The 18,166-nt window shown below is 35.8% G+C and carries 6 protein-coding genes, 5 tRNA genes and 2 rRNA genes; 11 read left to right on the forward strand and 2 right to left on the reverse strand.

Annotated features, from left to right (window positions below; genetic code table 11):
• The first annotated feature begins 111 nt into the window (after nt 1-111).
• Both gyrA and WG951_RS16025 read left to right on the forward strand, forming a co-directional pair.
• Nucleotides 112-2,643, forward strand: coding sequence for a DNA gyrase subunit A (gene gyrA / locus WG951_RS16020; protein WP_105047948.1), 2,532 nt, complete (start codon nt 112-114; stop codon nt 2,641-2,643).
• A complete protein-coding gene (locus WG951_RS16025; RefSeq protein WP_245893466.1) occupies nt 2,627-3,910 on the forward strand; it encodes a tetratricopeptide repeat protein in 1,284 nt (427 codons plus the stop codon). Before gyrA ends, WG951_RS16025 begins: the two co-directional genes overlap by 17 nt.
• A 71-nt stretch (nt 3,911-3,981) precedes the next feature.
• Here the strand turns inward: WG951_RS16025 and WG951_RS16030 are convergent, their stop codons facing one another.
• Nucleotides 3,982-4,755: a C40 family peptidase gene (locus WG951_RS16030; RefSeq protein WP_105047949.1), complete on the reverse strand. Its 774-nt coding sequence runs from the start codon at nt 4,753-4,755 to the stop codon at nt 3,982-3,984.
• A 38-nt stretch (nt 4,756-4,793) separates the two neighbouring features.
• A complete protein-coding gene (locus WG951_RS16035; RefSeq protein ID WP_105047950.1) occupies nt 4,794-5,972 on the reverse strand; it encodes an acetyl-CoA C-acyltransferase in 1,179 nt (392 codons plus the stop codon).
• Between the two features lie 133 nt (nt 5,973-6,105).
• Between WG951_RS16035 and WG951_RS16040 the strand changes: the two genes are divergently transcribed.
• The 9 genes from WG951_RS16040 (at nt 6,106) to WG951_RS16080 (ending at nt 18,119) form a co-directional block, all read left to right on the forward strand.
• Nucleotides 6,106-8,169 (forward strand): HD family phosphohydrolase, encoded by a 2,064-nt coding sequence (locus WG951_RS16040; protein ID WP_105047951.1) that lies wholly within the window; start codon nt 6,106-6,108, stop codon nt 8,167-8,169.
• A gap of 103 nt (nt 8,170-8,272) precedes the next feature.
• Nucleotides 8,273-8,354: transfer RNA gene (locus tag WG951_RS16045), tRNA-Ser, on the forward strand.
• A 15-nt stretch (nt 8,355-8,369) separates the two neighbouring features.
• Nucleotides 8,370-8,444 (forward strand) — tRNA-Pro (locus WG951_RS16050).
• 30 nt (nt 8,445-8,474) lie between these two features.
• Nucleotides 8,475-8,548: transfer RNA gene (locus WG951_RS16055), tRNA-Arg, on the forward strand.
• Nucleotides 8,549-8,778: 230 nt separating this feature from the next.
• Nucleotides 8,779-11,757, forward strand: a complete 2,979-nt coding sequence (locus WG951_RS16060) for a DEAD/DEAH box helicase (RefSeq protein ID WP_105047952.1) — start codon at nt 8,779-8,781, stop codon at nt 11,755-11,757.
• Nucleotides 11,758-13,185: 1,428 nt separating this feature from the next.
• Nucleotides 13,186-14,703, forward strand: a 16S ribosomal RNA gene (locus WG951_RS16065).
• Between the two features lie 84 nt (nt 14,704-14,787).
• Nucleotides 14,788-14,861 (forward strand) — tRNA-Ile (locus tag WG951_RS16070).
• A gap of 82 nt (nt 14,862-14,943) precedes the next feature.
• Nucleotides 14,944-15,020: transfer RNA gene (locus WG951_RS16075), tRNA-Ala, on the forward strand.
• A gap of 213 nt (nt 15,021-15,233) precedes the next feature.
• Nucleotides 15,234-18,119: ribosomal RNA gene (locus WG951_RS16080) — 23S ribosomal RNA — on the forward strand.
• Together the 16S and 23S rRNA genes with 2 tRNA genes alongside form the textbook arrangement of a ribosomal RNA operon.
• Nucleotides 18,120-18,166 lie beyond the last annotated feature (47 nt).

Raw genomic sequence — 18,166 nt, forward strand, 5'->3', positions numbered from 1 at the left:
AATGTTGATAACTCTACTTAATTACAAATGCTAAAACCTTTGTAGAGACAAGGAAAAATAGTATCTTGCCTTGTTTTAAAAAAGTGAAGTAATATTAATCAAAATATATTTATGGCAGACGGAGAAAAGTTAATTCCGATTAACATTGAAGAACAGATGAAATCTGCGTACATCGATTACTCGATGTCGGTTATTGTTTCAAGAGCATTACCAGATGTAAGAGATGGTTTAAAGCCAGTTCATAGAAGGGTTTTATTTGGTATGCATGAGTTGGGCATTAAAGCAACAGGTTCATATAAAAAGTCGGCAAGAATTGTTGGGGAAGTTTTAGGTAAGTATCACCCACACGGAGATACTTCTGTATATGATTCTATGGTGCGTATGGCGCAAGATTGGAGTGTACGTTACATGATGGTTGATGGCCAAGGGAATTTTGGTTCTGTAGATGGGGATAGTCCTGCAGCAATGCGTTATACTGAGGTTAGAATGCAGAAAATATCAGAAGATATGTTAGCTGATATTGAAAAAGATACGGTAGATCATCGTTTAAACTTTGATGATACGTTGCAAGAGCCAACCGTATTGCCAACTCGTATCCCTAATTTATTGGTAAATGGAGCTTCTGGGATTGCAGTAGGTATGGCAACAAATATGGCGCCACACAATTTAACAGAGGTTATTAATGGTACTGTTGCGTATATAGATAACAGAGATATTGAGATTGATGAATTGATGCAGCATATTACCGCACCAGATTTTCCTACAGGAGGAATTATTTATGGTTACGATGGTGTAAGAGATGCGTTTCATACAGGTCGTGGACGTATTGTAATGCGTGCTAAAGCGGTTATTGAAGAGGTTAAGGGGCGTGAGTGCATTATTGTTACGGAAATCCCTTACCAAGTGAATAAGGCGGAAATGATTAAAAAAACTGCCGAACTTGTAAATGATAAAAAATTAGAAGGAATTGCGAATATTCGTGATGAATCTGATAGAAACGGAATGCGTATTGTATATGTATTAAAACGTGATGCAATACCTAATATCATTTTAAATAAATTATTTAAATACACACAATTACAAACTTCTTTTAGTGTAAATAATATTGCATTAGTAAAAGGAAGACCAGAGCAATTAAATTTAAAAGAATTAATTCATTACTTCGTAGAGCATAGACATGAAGTTGTTGTTCGTAGAACAGAATTTTTACTTAAAAAAGCAGAAGCAAGAGCTCATATTTTAGAAGGACTAATAATTGCTTCTGATAATATTGATGAAGTTATAAAAATTATTAGAGCTTCTAATAATGCAGATGAAGCTAGAGAAGCTTTAATTGAGCGTTTTGAATTAACAGAAATTCAAGCAAAAGCAATTGTAGAAATGCGTTTGCGTCAGTTAACAGGACTAGAACAAGATAAATTACGTGCAGAGTTCGATGAAATTATGTTAACAATAACTGATTTAAAAGACATTTTAGCAAACGAGCCTAGACGTTACCAAATTATTAAAGATGAGTTATTACACATAAAAGATAAGTATGGTGATGAGCGTAGATCTGTAATAGAATATGCTGGTGGAGATATGCGTATAGAAGATATGATACCTAATACAAAAGTTGTGGTAACAATTTCTAATGCAGGGTATTTAAAACGTACAAATCTAGAAGAATATAAAGTTCAAAATAGAGGAGGTAGAGGGCAAAAAGGAGCTACAACAAGAAATGAAGATTTCTTAGAGCATTTATTTGTTGGTACAAACCATCAATATATGATGTTCTTTACTCAAAAAGGTAAAGTATTTTGGATGCGTGTCTATGAAATTCCTGAAGGTGGTAAAAACACCAAGGGTAGAGCAATGCAAAACTTAATCAACATAGAACAAGACGATAAAGTAAAAGCATTCTTAGTAACACAAGACTTAAAAGACGAAGACTATATTAATAGCCATTACGTAATTATGGCAACTAAAAAAGGTCAAGTTAAAAAGACTTCTTTAGAACAATATTCTAGACCAAGAACTAATGGTATTAATGCTATTACTATTAAGGACGGAGATGAATTGCTAGAAGCAAAATTAACTACAGGAGACAGTCAAGTAATGTTAGCTTTAGCATCAGGTAAATCTATTCGTTTCGAAGAAGCAAAAACTCGTCCAATGGGAAGAACTGCTTCTGGTGTAAGAGGAATAACTTTACAACATGAAAATGATGAAGTAATTGGTATGGTTGCTGTAAATGACATGGAAAGTAATATTCTTGTTGTATCTGAAAAAGGATATGGTAAACGTTCTAAATTAGAAGATTATCGTGTTACTAATCGTGGAGGTAAAGGTGTAAAAACTTTAAATATTTCTGAAAAAACAGGAAATTTAGTAGCTATTAAAAATGTAGATGATTCTAATGATTTAATGATTATTAATAAATCAGGTCTTACTATTAGAATGGCTGTAGAAGATTTAAGAGTTATGGGACGTGCAACACAAGGAGTTCGTTTAATAAATATTAAAGATTCAGATAGCATTGCTGCCGTAGCAAAAGTAGCTCATGATGAAGAAGTAGAAGAAGAGGGAGAAGTAAATGATATAGAAGGAAAAACAGAAAGTGGCACGGAAATTGAAAATGATTCAAATGAAAATCAAGAATAACAATAAATTAATAATTAGTAAAATGAGAAATCAAATATTAGCGTTAACAGTTGGCTTTTTATCAATAGCATCTTTTGCGCAGAAGAATGAACTTAAAGCTGCCGAAAAGGCAATTAAAAAAGGGGCGTTTAAAGAAGCAAAAGCAGCATTAGCTGGTTTAGAAGGCGCAGAAGACTCAATGGATGCAAAGTACAAAGCAAAATATTTCTTTTTAAAAGGATCTGCGTACGGAAAATCTAACGTAGAAAAAGCAGCGGCTGCATACAATAAGTTAATTTCTTATGAGAAAGAAATAGGAAAGCAAAAATATACAAAAGAAGCACAACCTAAATTAAATGAATTAATACAATTTGTATCTAAAAAAGCAATTGATTCTTATAATGGAAAAGATTACAATAAAGCTACAAAGAATTTTTATTTAACGTATAAATTAAGTCCTACAGATACTTCTTTTTTATATAATGCAGCTTTAAGTTCTTCTTTAGGTAAAGACTACGATGGTGCTTTAAAATATTATAAAGAATTACAAGATATTAAATATACGGGTATTGCAACTCAGTATACTGCTGTAAATAAAGAAACAGGTAAAGAAGAAAACATGGGAACCAAAGCAAATAGAGATGCAATGGTTAAGTTTGGTAAATATACAAACCCTAGTGAAAAAGTTACTGAATCTAAACAAGCAGAAATTATTAAAAATATTGGTTATATATATGTAAACCAAGGAAAACCAGAATTAGCTGTTGCTGCTTTAGAGGAAGCTAGAAAAGCGAATCCAAAAGATATCAATTTATTATTAAATCAAGCTCAAATGTACATTAAGCTAGAGCAAATGGATAAATTTGGAGCCCTAATGGAAGAAGCTGTAAAATTAGATCCTACAAATCCTACTTTGTTTTTTAATTTAGGTGTTGTAAATGCTGGTGAAGATAAAATTGAAGAAGCTATTGGTTTTTATAAAAAAGCAATAGAATTAGATCCTGAATATGGAGATGCTTATTTAAACTTAGGGGTTACTGTTTTAAATAAAAGAATTGCTGTTATTAATGAGATGAATGAAAATTTATCGAATGATAAAAAATATACAGAATTAGAAGGTACATTAAAAGAAATCTGTAAAGATGCATTACCTTATATTGTAAAAGCAGATGAGCTTGGTAGAACAGAGGGAACTGTAAGTACACTTTTAAATATTTATGATACTTTAGAAATGACTTCTGAAGCAGATGCTTTAAGACCAATTTATAAAGAAATGAGAGGTCAATAATTAAGACTTTTTTAATAAAAAAACCGAAACTAATTTTTAGTTTCGGTTTTTTTTATGTCTAATTTTTTAACTTACGAAATCATTTTTTTAATAATTCTAAGTTTGTGTGTATGTTTTTGAAGTTCAGCATTAAATATTCCGCTATGATCTAAAGTATCAATTCTAACTTTACCATGAGCGTGTATAATGTGATAATCACTTAAAATGATACCTACATGAATAATTTCTCCTTCTTCATTATCAAAAAAAGCCAAATCACCAGCTTCACTTTCTTCAATAAAACTTAATACTTCACCTTGGGTGGCTTGTTGCTTTGCATCTCTTAAAAGTTGATGTCCGCAAAGTTTATATACCATTTGTGTAAAGCCAGAACAATCAATGCCAAAAGGGGTTTTTCCTCCCCATAAAAATGGTGTGTTTAAATAATTAAAAGCAGTCTGCGTAATTTCAATTTTAGATTTTTTTTCTGATACAACACTGCCTTCGTAGAGATATAATTCTGAGTTTATTTGCAGTTTTCCTGCATTGTAAAAAGGTAAGTTGGCACCTAACGGAATGGTGGTTAACTCGTTTTTACTGTTGGTAATAAAATCAATCATTTCTCCTGAAAAATATTGCTTTTCAGTTTTTAATTTTAAAAAGAAATCTGTACTAATTTCTGAGTATTGTTTATTATCTATGTAACCTTCGTAGTTATCAAAAGTTAAGCGAATTTTACTCCAATCTTTTTGCCTTTCAATAACCTCAAAAGTTTCACCAAATAAAACCTGACTAGTCATTTCAGATTGGTCTGATTCTTCGGTTCTTAAAGGAACCATGCTTAAATTACAAATGCCGTATAACAAGTTATGAGTTTTGAATTATAAGTTCTAAGTTATTTTTTCTACGAAATTCTTTCTATAACAAATGCACTAGCACCGCCACCACCATTACAAATTGCTGCTGCTCCTATTTTAGCATTTTGTTGTTTTAAAATAGAGGTTAAAGCAATTACAATTCGTGCTCCAGAAACACCTAGTGGATGTCCTAAAGAAACAGCGCCACCATTTACATTTACTTTGTCATCAGTAATGTTTAAAATTTTCATATTAGCCAAACCTACAATAGAAAATGCCTCATTTAATTCAAAATAATCTACATCATCAATAGATAAGTTTGCTTTTGCTAATGCTTTTGGTATTGCTTTTGCTGGAGCCGTTGTAAACCAGTTTGGTTCATGAGCAGCATCTGCATAACTTCTAATTTTTGCAATAGGCGTAATGTTTAATTCTTTTGCTTTATCTGCAGACATTAATACTAAGGCAGCACCACCATCGTTAATAGTAGAAGCATTTGCGGCGGTAACAGTTCCGTCTTTTGTAAAAGCTGCCCTTAATGTTGGAATTTTATCCATTCTTACATTTTTGTATTCTTCATCTTCAGAAAATATAATTGGTTCTCCTCGTCTTTGTGGAATTTCTACAGGTACAATTTCATCAGCATATTTTCCATCACTCCAAGCCTTAGCAGATCTATTATAAGACTGTATTGCAAAAGTGTCTTGATCTTCTCTAGAAAAACCATACTCACTTGCACATTCATCAGCACAAACGCCCATCGCCATATTGTCATAAGCATCAACCAAACCATCTTTTTGCAAGCCATCTTCCATGGTTATTGGTCCAAATTTAGATCCTTTTCTAGCGTGTTGATAATGAGGAATGCTGCTCATGTTTTCCATACCACCAGCAACAACGATAGATGCATCTCCTAAAGCAATGGTTTGTGCAGCTAACATTATGGCTTTCATACCAGAAGCACATACTTTATTTACGGTTGTACAAGGAACTGTATTTGGGATACCTGCATAAATGGATGCTTGTCTTGCTGGAGCTTGACCCAGGCCAGCAGAAACTACATTACCCATAAAAACTTCTTCAACTAAATTGGGGTTTAAATTGATCTTTTCTAAGGCTCCTTTTATAGCAATAGCTCCTAATTTAGGGGCTGGTATTGTTGATAAACTTCCCATAAAACTTCCTATTGGAGTTCTTGCTACAGATACAATTACGACTTCTTTCATAAATAGAGTGTTTATTTTAAGTAAGATTTGTGTGCTAAATTAACTATTTTTAATCAATTTAAGTTTTATTATTCTACTTGAATTTTTGAGCTTGACTTTTTTATGGTAAGTTTGTTGTAAGAAGATAGAATCTATGAGTAATATAGTTAATAAATTGTACCAAAACAATGCCATTATTTATAAGGTAATTTTGTTTTTAGTAACCACAGTTGCAATTGTTTATTTGTTTCCAAAAGGAGGACAATTTAAATACGATTTTAACAACGGGCAGCTATGGAAATATGATAATTTATATGCGCCTTTTGATTTTGCTATTCAGAAAACTGCAGAAGAAATTGCCATAGAAAAAAAGGAGATTTCGGCAAACTCAAAATTATATTTTACGCATAATTTTGATGTTGAAAATACAGTAAAATCTAATTTTTTAGAAAGGGTTGCCCTTGTAAAACAATCAGATTCTTTGAATCTAGAAGATGTTAAAGATTTGTCTAGAATTGGTCAAAAAGTTATAGATCTTGTTTACAAGAAAGGTTTTTTAGAAGTGTCAAGTCAAGATAGGGTTTCTAATAAAAATGAAATAGTAGCCGTAAGAAAAGGAAACGAAGTAGAAGATGTAGTATTTAAAAACCTTTTAAGTTCTAAAGAAGTTTTAGAGATAATTAGAAGTAATTTAGAGATAGAAAAAAATGTTTATGCTAAAAAGGTGCTGTTAGACTTGTTGACGGAAATCATAAAACCGAACGTATCTTTTGACGCCCTTTACAGCGAAAAAGTAATAGACAATGAGATTAAAAATATCTCTTATACTAAAGGTAAGGTAGAGGTAGGTAAGTTAATTATTTTAAAAGGAGATATTGTTGAAGGAAAAAAACTGGCTATTTTAAACTCTTTAAAAAGTGAGTCTGAATCTAAGGTTTGGACAGATTCTAATTATAATTGGATTATTTTAGGATATACTATTTTAGTTGCACTGGCTTTATTAATGTTATTATTGTTTTTACATAAGTATAGATTAGAAATATTTGATAACAATAACAAGGTTACCTTTATCTTTTTCAATGTATTTTCAATGATTTTTATACAAACATTGGTTATAAAGTACAATTCAGATTATTTATATGTGGTTCCTTTAAGTGTACTTCCAATAGTTTTAAAAGCCTTTTTTGATGCTCGTTTAGGTTTGTTTGCCCATGTTTTAACCGTATTGCTATTAGGATATATTGTACCTAATAGTTTCGAGTTTATTTATTTACACATTATTGCAGGTATTGTAACTATTTTAACGGTTTCAGAATTATATAAGAGAGCAAATTTATTTATTTCAGTAGCTCAAATTACATTAATTTATATGCTTACCTACTTTGCATTTTCTATTATTAGAGAAGGAAATGCTTCTCAGATAAATTGGACCTACTTTATGCTTTTTGCGGCAAATGGGTTATTGTCTTTTTTATCTATCATATTAATTTATATGTATGAAAAAGTATTTGGTTTGGTGTCTGATGTTACCCTGTTAGAACTTTCTAACACTAATGCAAAGCTTTTAAGAGAATTAAACGAGAAAGCCCCAGGTACGTTTCAACACTCTATGCAGGTAGCAAATTTAGCAGAAGCCGCAGCAAATGAAATAGGAGCCAATTCTATGTTGGTTAGAACAGGAGCTTTGTATCATGATATTGGTAAAATGTTAAACCCAATGTATTTTACAGAAAATCAATCTACAGGTGTTAATCCACACAATGATTTGTCGCCAAGGGATAGCTCTAAAATTATTACAGATCATGTAATAAAAGGAGTAGAGTTGGCTAAAAAGTACAATTTACCAGATAGAATTATAGATTTTATACGAACGCATCACGGAACCAGTTCTACCTATTATTTTTATATGAAGGAAAAAGAATTAAACCCGGATGCAGAGGTAGATATTAAAAATTTTCAATACCAAGGTCCAATTCCGTTTTCTAAAGAAACTGCTATTCTAATGATGTGTGATGCCTCCGAAGCTGCGTCTAAAAGTTTAACAAAACCAACAGCAATGTCTATTAGTAATTTGATTGATAAAATCATGGCTAAGCAAATGGCTGATAATCAGTTTTTAAATTCAGATATTACCTTTAGAGAAATAGAAATTATAAAAAAAGTAATTAAGAAAAAACTGATGAATATCTATCATTTACGAGTTGAATATCCTGAATAAAAAAAATATTTAAAAAAAAATCAAAAAAGTCTTGTATAATCCTTTTTCTAGTCTTAAATTTGCACTCGCAATTTCAGTACAGGCTTTAAGTCTGTTTCCGAAAGGAGAGATGGCAGAGTGGTAATGCAGCAGATTGCTAATCTGTCGACCTTAGGGTCGCCAGGGTTCGAGTCCCTGTCTCTCCGCTAAGAAATTGCACTCGGGGTGTAGCGTAGCCCGGTCATCGCGCCTCGTTTGGGACGAGGAGGTCGCAGGTTCGAATCCTGCCACCCCGACACAGTTGGTCGTAACAACTTAAAAATTACGGGCTCTTAGCTCAGCTGGATAGAGCACCTCCCTTCTAAGGAGGCGGTCGAAGGTTCGAATCCTTCAGGGCTCACTTAAACCTTCACAGAAATGTGAAGGTTTTTTGTTTTTAGAAACTATTTAAAACAAGCTATAATTTGTTAATAAATTTAAAGAAGACTAACAACTTAACTTTCAGTAATTAGCAATTAACATATCTTTTTTTATAGAACAATAGCATCTAATTCAATAAGAATACACATCTAAAAGTATATATTCGCACACCATTTTTTCAACCCATTAACTACGAATTCTAAAAAATACATGAGCAACGTAAAAAACTGGTTAAATTATTACAAAAACAGTTTAACTGATAGTGAAAACTTAGCTGTAGACATTTCTAGAATCAAAAACTTATTCCATCAAAACTATTGCGATTTAAGTTCGGCAACCATCAATCCAAAGAATGCTGCCGAAATGTTAGATGTAGAAGAAAAAAGGATAAATAGGTTAAAAGGAATCACAAAAAAAGACAGTGACAATTACCACAAAGTATTTGATGCCGAAATTATCATTGCGCCTTTTCAGTTAGATTTTGAATCGAGTGACCCTAATTTTAGGCAAAAAACCATCTATCCATTTTGGATTACTGCAAGAGTAAATCGCTTAGGGCAATTATCTGCTCCAAGAGATGTTTTTCCGTTAATTGTCCGTAATTATTTAGATCCTATTGCAGAAGTTGGAAACGATTTTATTTTTTCATCAATAGAAACAGTTACAGAAGCAAGAGAAATAGAACAGCCAGAAAAAGAAGAGGAAGAAGAGAACATCCCTTGGGCAGCTTACTGGGAATATATCAATGTGGTTTTTTCTGAAATTACAGACGGAGCTATAGATAGTTATAGAGCAGTAGGGTATAAGACAAATCATAAAGCCACTTATTTTGCAAGGAGCTCTAAAATTTCGGCAGCAAAAAGCATTCTCTTTTTGTACGAAAACTTAATAAATGAAACAGAAGAGCTTCCGTTAATTTCAAAAATTATAAATCCCGTAAATAGAGAACGAAGAGAACCGATTACAGATAAAGGCTTTTTAGATTACAATCATTTGCATTTAGGGCAAATGTCTAATGAGTTTCCATTATCAATAAGTCAGCGTAAAACCTTATTGTCTTATTTTACGGCAGAAGAAAATGCCATTACAGCAGTAAACGGACCTCCAGGTACAGGTAAAACAACATTATTGCAAAGTTTAGTGGCTACAGAAGTGGTAAGAGCGGCTATTAAAGGAGAAGAAGCGCCTGTTATTTTAGCATGCTCTACAAACAACCAAGCGGTAACCAATATTATAGATAGTTTTATAAACTCTAAAAGTGATATGGGGATTTTAGCACAACGCTGGATTCCTGGTTTTAATGGTTACGCAACCTACTTACCTTCCAATTCAAAAAGTGAAAAAAGCTTAAAAAATATTAATTACCTAAAAGGAAACATGTTTGGTAATGAAGGTACTTTGTGTGATTTAGAAAACGAAAATTATTTATATGATGCCAAAAACTTCTATTTTAGTAGTTATTCAGATTATTTTGGGTTTCATCCAGAATCCTTAGAAGATGCCTGCAACCACCTTCAAGAAGAAATTACGGTAATAGAAGACAACATAATAGAAGGGGGGCAAATTTCTCAGAACTACTTAATTTCTATAGAAAAGGTAAATAATTTATTGCTAGATAAGAACAATCACATAAAAAAAAATGTAATTCAAATCTCAAAATTACAAGAATGGAGAGATATTATAGTCGATATAAAAGCACTTGCTAAAGACGATCAATTTATTAGTGAAATAAAACGTTATTTTAAAGCCGATTCAGAAGAGGGTAGCTCAAATTCAGAACACCTTTTTAGAATTAATAAAGAAACACTTTCCAGTGATAAAACGGCGCTTGTATTTATCAAAAATTGTATTGCCGATCTTAATTTGGCATTGTCATCAAACTTAAAACTACACAACTGGAAACGTCAAAATGATATTACAGGATATCCTTTTGTTTCAGAAGAACAAATGTGGGAGTTTGAGTATGAAAAAATGGAATCGAATGATAAAACGCACCGTTTCTTTTATGATGAAATAGATTTAAGCCTAAGACACAAGGCTTTTTTATTAGCAACTCATTATTGGGAGGCAAGGTGGATTTTAGAAACAGAAGATGTTTTAGTAAACGAAACAGAAAAAGGAACCGGAGAAAATACAGTTATTGCTAAATGGAAACGAAGAGCAATGCTTACACCTTGTTTTGTGGCAACCTTATATACAGCACCTACACACTTTTTGTACAGTCAGTTTCAAGGAGAAAATGAAGAAGGCAGACCTATTTTCGAATACCTTCCTTTATTTAATTTTTTAGACTTATTAATTATAGATGAAGCGGGTCAAGTAACTCCAGAAGTTAGTATTCCTATCTTTTCATTAGCAAAAAAAGCAATTGTTGTGGGAGATTTAAAGCAAATAGAACCTATTTGGTCTATTCCTTTAAAAATCGATTATGGTAATTTAACCAATCAAAATATAGTTGCAGATCCATCTCATATTGCTTATTTAAATAACATTGGTTTTTTAGCTTCTAGTGGTAGTATCATGAAAATGGCTCAAAATGCCTGCGAATACGAAACACCATTAGTCACCAAAAAAGAAAATGGCTTACTGTTGTTAGAGCACAGAAGGTGTAATGATGAAATTATTGGCTTTTGTAACGAACTCGCTTACGATGGTATTCTAAAACCAATGAAAGGAAAAGCCCATAAAGATCAAATATTTTCTTCAATGATGGCTTATCATGTAGAGGGCTATAGCGAACGTAAATTTAACAGTCGTCATAACTTAAATGAAGTAAAAGCCATTATTTTATGGCTAAACATGCATAAAGCCGATATCGAAAAAGCTTATAATGTAGATGCTATAGAAAATATTTTAGGTATAATTACACCTTTTGCAAGTCAAAAAACAGAATTGTCTAAAGCATTAATAGAGTCTGGTTTTAAAGTAAACGACATAAAATTAGGAACCGTACACGCACTTCAAGGCGCAGAACGCAATATTGTACTGTTTAGCTCTGTATATAGTAATGAGGACGAAGGTGTATTGTTTTTCGATAGAGACAATAAACCAAATATGTTAAATGTGGCAGTTTCAAGAGCTAGAGATAGTTTTATATTATTTGGAGATACTAGAATCTTTGATGAAACCAAAAATACACCATCAGGAATTTTAAAAAAACATTTAAATATGTTCGAAATGCCTACTTAAAATCAGTTTCAGTAATATAGAGTAGAAGAAGGGTATCTAAAAGTATAACATTTATCATGCTAAACTTGTTTTAGCATTTTGTTCAATTCTTAAAAGCAATTAAATACGTAATTTTAAAAAGTATCCGTATAAATTTCCCTTTTGGGTGTTCCCTTTTTTCGTTGAGATATTAAAAAAGTTGGGTTTATATATAGGTACACTTTTTTAATTCAAATAAACTTATAGAATAAAAAAGGTCGGGCTTTCCACTATATCTTTTTGCGAAAAGCAAAAAGGATGCCGTTTCAATCCCTAACACAAAGCCTGTAATTGTAATTAGCAAGAAGAAAACAAGCCTACAAAGAACAATTTCAACAAATAGCCACCCCATTTGTTCTTCATATAAAAAAACGTCATTGCGAAGCACGAAGCAATCCCTTTCTTCTAATAAATTAAGCTTCTGAGCAAATCGAAGCTTTCAAGTAATCCGTTTATTTTTAGATTTAATTCTGTTTACAAAGTTTCTACTTCATCTATAAGAGACCTTTTTCACGATTTTCGTTGTATTAAAATTAAAAAACAATCATTTACAGGCTTTATTTAAAAGCAAAAAAACAAATCCAAGTAACTAGGTGAAGCTATTTCAAAGATAAAGTTGACGAGAGTAGTAGTCGTTTTATCTAAAATTAGAGAACAAGAAACCTATTTAGACAAAAAAATCAGCTGACACTCTTTCCTTTTTTTAATGTTCTTATGTTGTAAAAAGTAGTTGTCATCCCCAAAACCCAGATAAAACCCAATAACCTTAAAAAAATAACCAAAAAAATATTTCATGTAACTTACTAGAAACAAAATAATTAGGAGAAGTATGTAAAATAAACAAAAAAAAAGGGTTAAAAAATAGTTGTTAGATTAAAAATGTGTTGTAAGTTTGCAGCCGCTAACAGCAATATTAGTTTGTTAGTCACGTTCATTGAGAGTTTGTAAATCGAGTGAAAATTAAGGAGTTAAACCGGTAAATTTGCAAAAATTTTATCAAAAAAAACTTTAATTTTTATTAGGTTGGTTTGTAAAAAACGTTGTATGTTTGCAGTCCGAAAATTTCGGCAAAAAGTTCAGTGTTTTTTTACAGGTAAAATAAAATAAAAAAAAGTTTATTTTTTTATTGTCAGATTAGAAATAGTTTGTATGTTTGCAGCCGCTAAGAAATACAGCAAAACGATCAGAGAAAATTTGGAATAATCATTAAAACGATTAGTTAGTTCGATTCTAACATTTCTACAAAGTTGAGTTAAAGGTAAAGATTGAGTTTTATGACTTGTCGGTGCCGACTCGGCACAGTTCATTGAAAATATTGAAATTGACAGCGTAATTAAAGAGTAGAATAACCACATTATTAGATTAATGTAAAATTCTTTTGAAACTTATTCATTAAAATATTTAAAATATACAATGAAGAGTTTGATCCTGGCTCAGGATGAACGCTAGCGGCAGGCTTAACACATGCAAGTCGAGGGGTAACATTGTGCTTGCACAGATGACGACCGGCGCACGGGTGCGTAACGCGTATAGAACCTACCTTTTACTGGAGAATAGCCTTTAGAAATGAAGATTAATGCTCCATAGTATTGATTAATCGCATGATTAATTAATTAAAGATTTATTGGTAAAAGATGGCTATGCGTCCTATTAGTTAGATGGTAAGGTAACGGCTTACCATGACTGTGATAGGTAGGGGTCCTGAGAGGGAGATCCCCCACACTGGTACTGAGACACGGACCAGACTCCTACGGGAGGCAGCAGTGAGGAATATTGGGCAATGGAGGCAACTCTGACCCAGCCATGCCGCGTGCAGGAAGACTGCCCTATGGGTTGTAAACTGCTTTTATACAGGAAGAAACACTGGTATGTATACCAGCTTGACGGTACTGTAAGAATAAGGACCGGCTAACTCCGTGCCAGCAGCCGCGGTAATACGGAGGGTCCGAGCGTTATCCGGAATCATTGGGTTTAAAGGGTCCGCAGGCGGTCGATTAAGTCAGAGGTGAAATCCCATAGCTCAACTATGGAACTGCCTTTGATACTGGTTGACTTGAGTCATATGGAAGTAGATAGAATGTGTAGTGTAGCGGTGAAATGCATAGATATTACACAGAATACCGATTGCGAAGGCAGTCTACTACGTATGTACTGACGCTGAGGGACGAAAGCGTGGGGAGCGAACAGGATTAGATACCCTGGTAGTCCACGCCGTAAACGATGGATACTAGTTGTTGGGCATTAGCTCAGTGACTAAGCGAAAGTGATAAGTATCCCACCTGGGGAGTACGGTCGCAAGACTGAAACTCAAAGGAATTGACGGGGGCCCGCACAAGCGGTGGAGCATGTGGTTTAATTCGATGATACGCGAGGAACCTTACCAGGGCTTAAATGTAGTCTGACAGCTTTAGAGATAGAGTTTTCTTCGGACAGATTACAAGGTGCTGCATGGTTGTCGTCAGCTCGTGCCGTGAGGTGTCAGGTTAAGTCCTATAACGAGCGCAACCCCTGTCGTTAGTTGCCAGCATGTTATGATGGGGACTCTAACGAGACTGCCTACGCAAGTAGTGAGGAAGGTGGGGATGACGTCAAATCATCACGGCCCTTACGTCCTGGGCCACACACGTGCTACAATGGTATGGACAATGAGCAGCCATCTGGCAACAGAGAGCGAATCTATAAACCATATCACAGTTCGGATCGGAGTCTGCAACTCGACTCCGTGAAGCTGGAATCGCTAGTAATCGGATATCAGCCATGATCCGGTGAATACGTTCCCGGGCCTTGTACACACCGCCCGTCAAGCCATGGAAGCTGGGAGTGCCTGAAGTCGGTCACCGCAAGGAGCCGCCTAGGGTAAAACTGGTAACTAGGGCTAAGTCGTAACAAGGTAGCCGTACCGGAAGGTGCGGCTGGAACACCTCCTTTCTAGAGAAAGATGGTGAGTTACAAAAAAAGGTTTTTTTTACTCTTTGCTGTTAATTTTAAAATAAAAAAGTATTAAGCTATTCTAGTCTCGTAGCTCAGCTGGTTAGAGCGCTACACTGATAATGTAGAGGTCGGCAGTTCGAGTCTGCCCGGGACTACAAATAACTAAAATACTAAGGAAATTCTGGAAGTAAGAGGATTCTACATTCATAATTTAGGATTTATTCTGAATTTCATAATGGGGGATTAGCTCAGCTGGCTAGAGCGCTTGCCTTGCACGCAAGAGGTCATCGGTTCGACTCCGATATTCTCCACCAGGTCAATTAACAATGACCGTTTAACATTGATCAATTTTGTATTGATAATTGTTAACTGATAATTGTTTAATTGAAAGAAAGTTCATTGACATATTGGTAAAATGATATCGTAAGAATCAAATAGATAGAGAACGATTAGATTTATCTAATCAAAAATTTTTTTATAAAAATATAAAAGAGTTCATTGTAGAAGCAATTCTACAGCAAAAAGTACAATAAGTTAAGTAAGGGCGTATGGCGGATGCCTAGGCTCTCAGAGACGACGAAGGACGTGATAAGCTGCGAAAAGCTACGGGGAGGGGCACATACCTTTTGATCCGTAGATATCCGAATGGGGCAACCCGTCATGTTGAAGACATGTCACCACGTAAGTGGGGTAAACCCGGTGAACTGAAACATCTAAGTAACCGGAGGAAGAGAAAACAATAGTGATTCCGTTAGTAGTGGCGAGCGAACGCGGATTAGCCCAAACCAAAGTTGTTACGGCAATTTTGGGGTTGTAGGGCCACGATATTCGAAGATAAGTGAATTAGAACTGTTTGGAAAGACAGACCATAGAGGGTGATAGTCCCGTAAAAGTAAGCAAATTTAAGATAGTGGTACCCTGAGTAGTGCGGGACACGAGTAATCCTGTATGAATCCACCGGGACCATCCGGTAAGGCTAAATACTCCTGAGAGACCGATAGTGAACTAGTACCGTGAGGGAAAGGTGAAAAGAACCCTAAGTAAGGGAGTGAAATAGAACCTGAAACCGTACGCCTACAAGCGGTCGGAGCAACTTCGAGTTGTGACGGCGTGCCTTTTGCATAATGAGCCTACGAGTTACTGTTTCTAGCAAGGTTAATTGATTAAGTCAAGGAGCCGTAGCGAAAGCGAGTCTGAATAGGGCGCTTTAGTTAGTAGTAGTAGACGCGAAACCGAGTGATCTACCCATGGGCAGGTTGAAGCTGTGGTAACACACAGTGGAGGACCGAACCAGTTGACGTTGAAAAGTCTTTGGATGACCTGTGGGTAGGGGTGAAAGGCCAATCAAACTCGGAAATAGCTCGTACTCCCCGAAATGCATTTAGGTGCAGCGTTGAGTAAAAGTTTTATAGAGGTAGAGCTACTGATTGGATGCGGGGGCTTCACCGCCTACCAATTCCTGACAAACTCCGAATGCTATAAAATGTTTCTCAGCAGTGAGGGCATGGGTGCTAAGGTCCATGTCCGAGAGGGAAAGAACCCAGACCATCAGCTAAGGTCCCCAAATATATGTTAAGTTGAAAAAACGAGGTGAAATTGCTTAGACAGCTAGGATGTTGGCTTGGAAGCAGCCATTCATTTAAAGAGTGCGTAACAGCTCACTAGTCGAGCGATTTCGCATGGATAATAATCGGGCATAAACATATTACCGAAGCTATGGATTAACGTTGAAAGACACGTTAGTGGTAGGGGAGCATTGTAACCTGGGTAGAAGGTGTGCTGTGAGGCATGCTGGACTGGTTACAAAAGAAAATGTAGGCATAAGTAACGATAATGGGGGCGAGAAACCCCCACACCGAAAGACTAAGGTTTCCTCAGCGATGCTAATCAGCTGAGGGTTAGTCGGGTCCTAAGGCGAATCCGAAGGGAGTAGTCGATGGATAACAGGTTAATATTCCTGTACTTCTTATAATTGCGATGGGGTGACGGAGTAATGAAAGCACCGCGAACTGACGGAATAGTTCGTTGAAACATGTAGCTATTAGTTTTGTAGGTAAATCCGCAGAATTAGGTGAAGTGTGATAGTACCAAGCGTCTTCGGACAATTGGATAGTGTGCCTAAGGGCTTCCAAGAAAAACCTCTAAGCTTCAGATTATAAGAACCCGTACCGTAAACCGACACAGGTAGTTGGGATGAGAATTCTAAGGTGCTCGAGAGATTCATGGCTAAGGAACTAGGCAAAATAGACCCGTAACTTCGGGAGAAGGGTCGCCCTGTAGCAATACAGGGCCGCAGTGAAAAGGTCCAGGCGACTGTTTATCAAAAACACAGGGCTTTGCTAAATTGAAAGATGATGTATAAGGCCTGACACCTGCCCGGTGCTGGAAGGTTAAGTGGAGGGTTTAGCTTCGGCGAAGATCTGAAATGAAGCCCCAGTAAACGGCGGCCGTAACTATAACGGTCCTAAGGTAGCGAAATTCCTTGTCGGGTAAGTTCCGACCTGCACGAATGGTGCAACGATCTGGACACTGTCTCAGCCATGAGCTCGGTGAAATTGTAGTATCGGTGAAGATGCCGATTACCCGCAGCGGGACGAAAAGACCCCGTGAACCTTTACTATAGCTTAGTATTGGCTTTGGATAAGTAATGTGTAGGATAGGTGGGAGACATTGAAGCGGCGTCGCTAGGCGTTGTGGAGTCGTCCTTGAAATACCACCCTTTGCTTATCTAGAGTCTAACTCAGAGATGAGGACAGTGCTTGGTGGGTAGTTTGACTGGGGTGGTCGCCTCCAAAAGAGTAACGGAGGCTTCTAAAGGTACCCTCAGTACGCTTGGTAACCGTACGTAGAGTGCAATGGCATAAGGGTGCTTGACTGAGAGACATACAGGTCGATCAGGTTGGAAACAAGAGCATAGTGATCCGGTGGTTCCGCATGGAAGGGCCATCGCTCAAAGGATAAAAGGTACTCCGGGGATAACAGGCTGATCTCCCCCAAGAGCTCATATCGACGGGGGGGTTTGGCACCTCGATGTCGGCTCGTCACATCCTGGGGCTGGAGAAGGTCCCAAGGGTTGGGCTGTTCGCCCATTAAAGTGGCACGCGAGCTGGGTTCAGAACGTCGTGAGACAGTTCGGTCTCTATCTGCTGTGGGCGTTAGAAATTTGCGTGGATCTGACTCTAGTACGAGAGGACCGAGTTGGACTGACCTCTAGTGTACCTGTTGTTTCGCCAGAAGCATAGCAGGGTAGCTACGTCGGGAAGGGATAAGCGCTGAAAGCATATAAGCGCGAAACCCACCACAAGATGAGATTTCTTTAAAGGGTCGTTGGAGATTACAACGTTGATAGGTCATAGGTGTAAAGGCAGTAATGTCATAGCCAAGTGATACTAATAACCCATAGACTTATGTACGCTTCCCGCCGAAAGGCGGGAGCACAGACTCTTTATTTATAAGACGA

Origin of the sequence: Polaribacter butkevichii, from assembly GCF_038024105.1 — a bacterium.
Taxonomy (GTDB): domain Bacteria; phylum Bacteroidota; class Bacteroidia; order Flavobacteriales; family Flavobacteriaceae; genus Polaribacter; species Polaribacter butkevichii.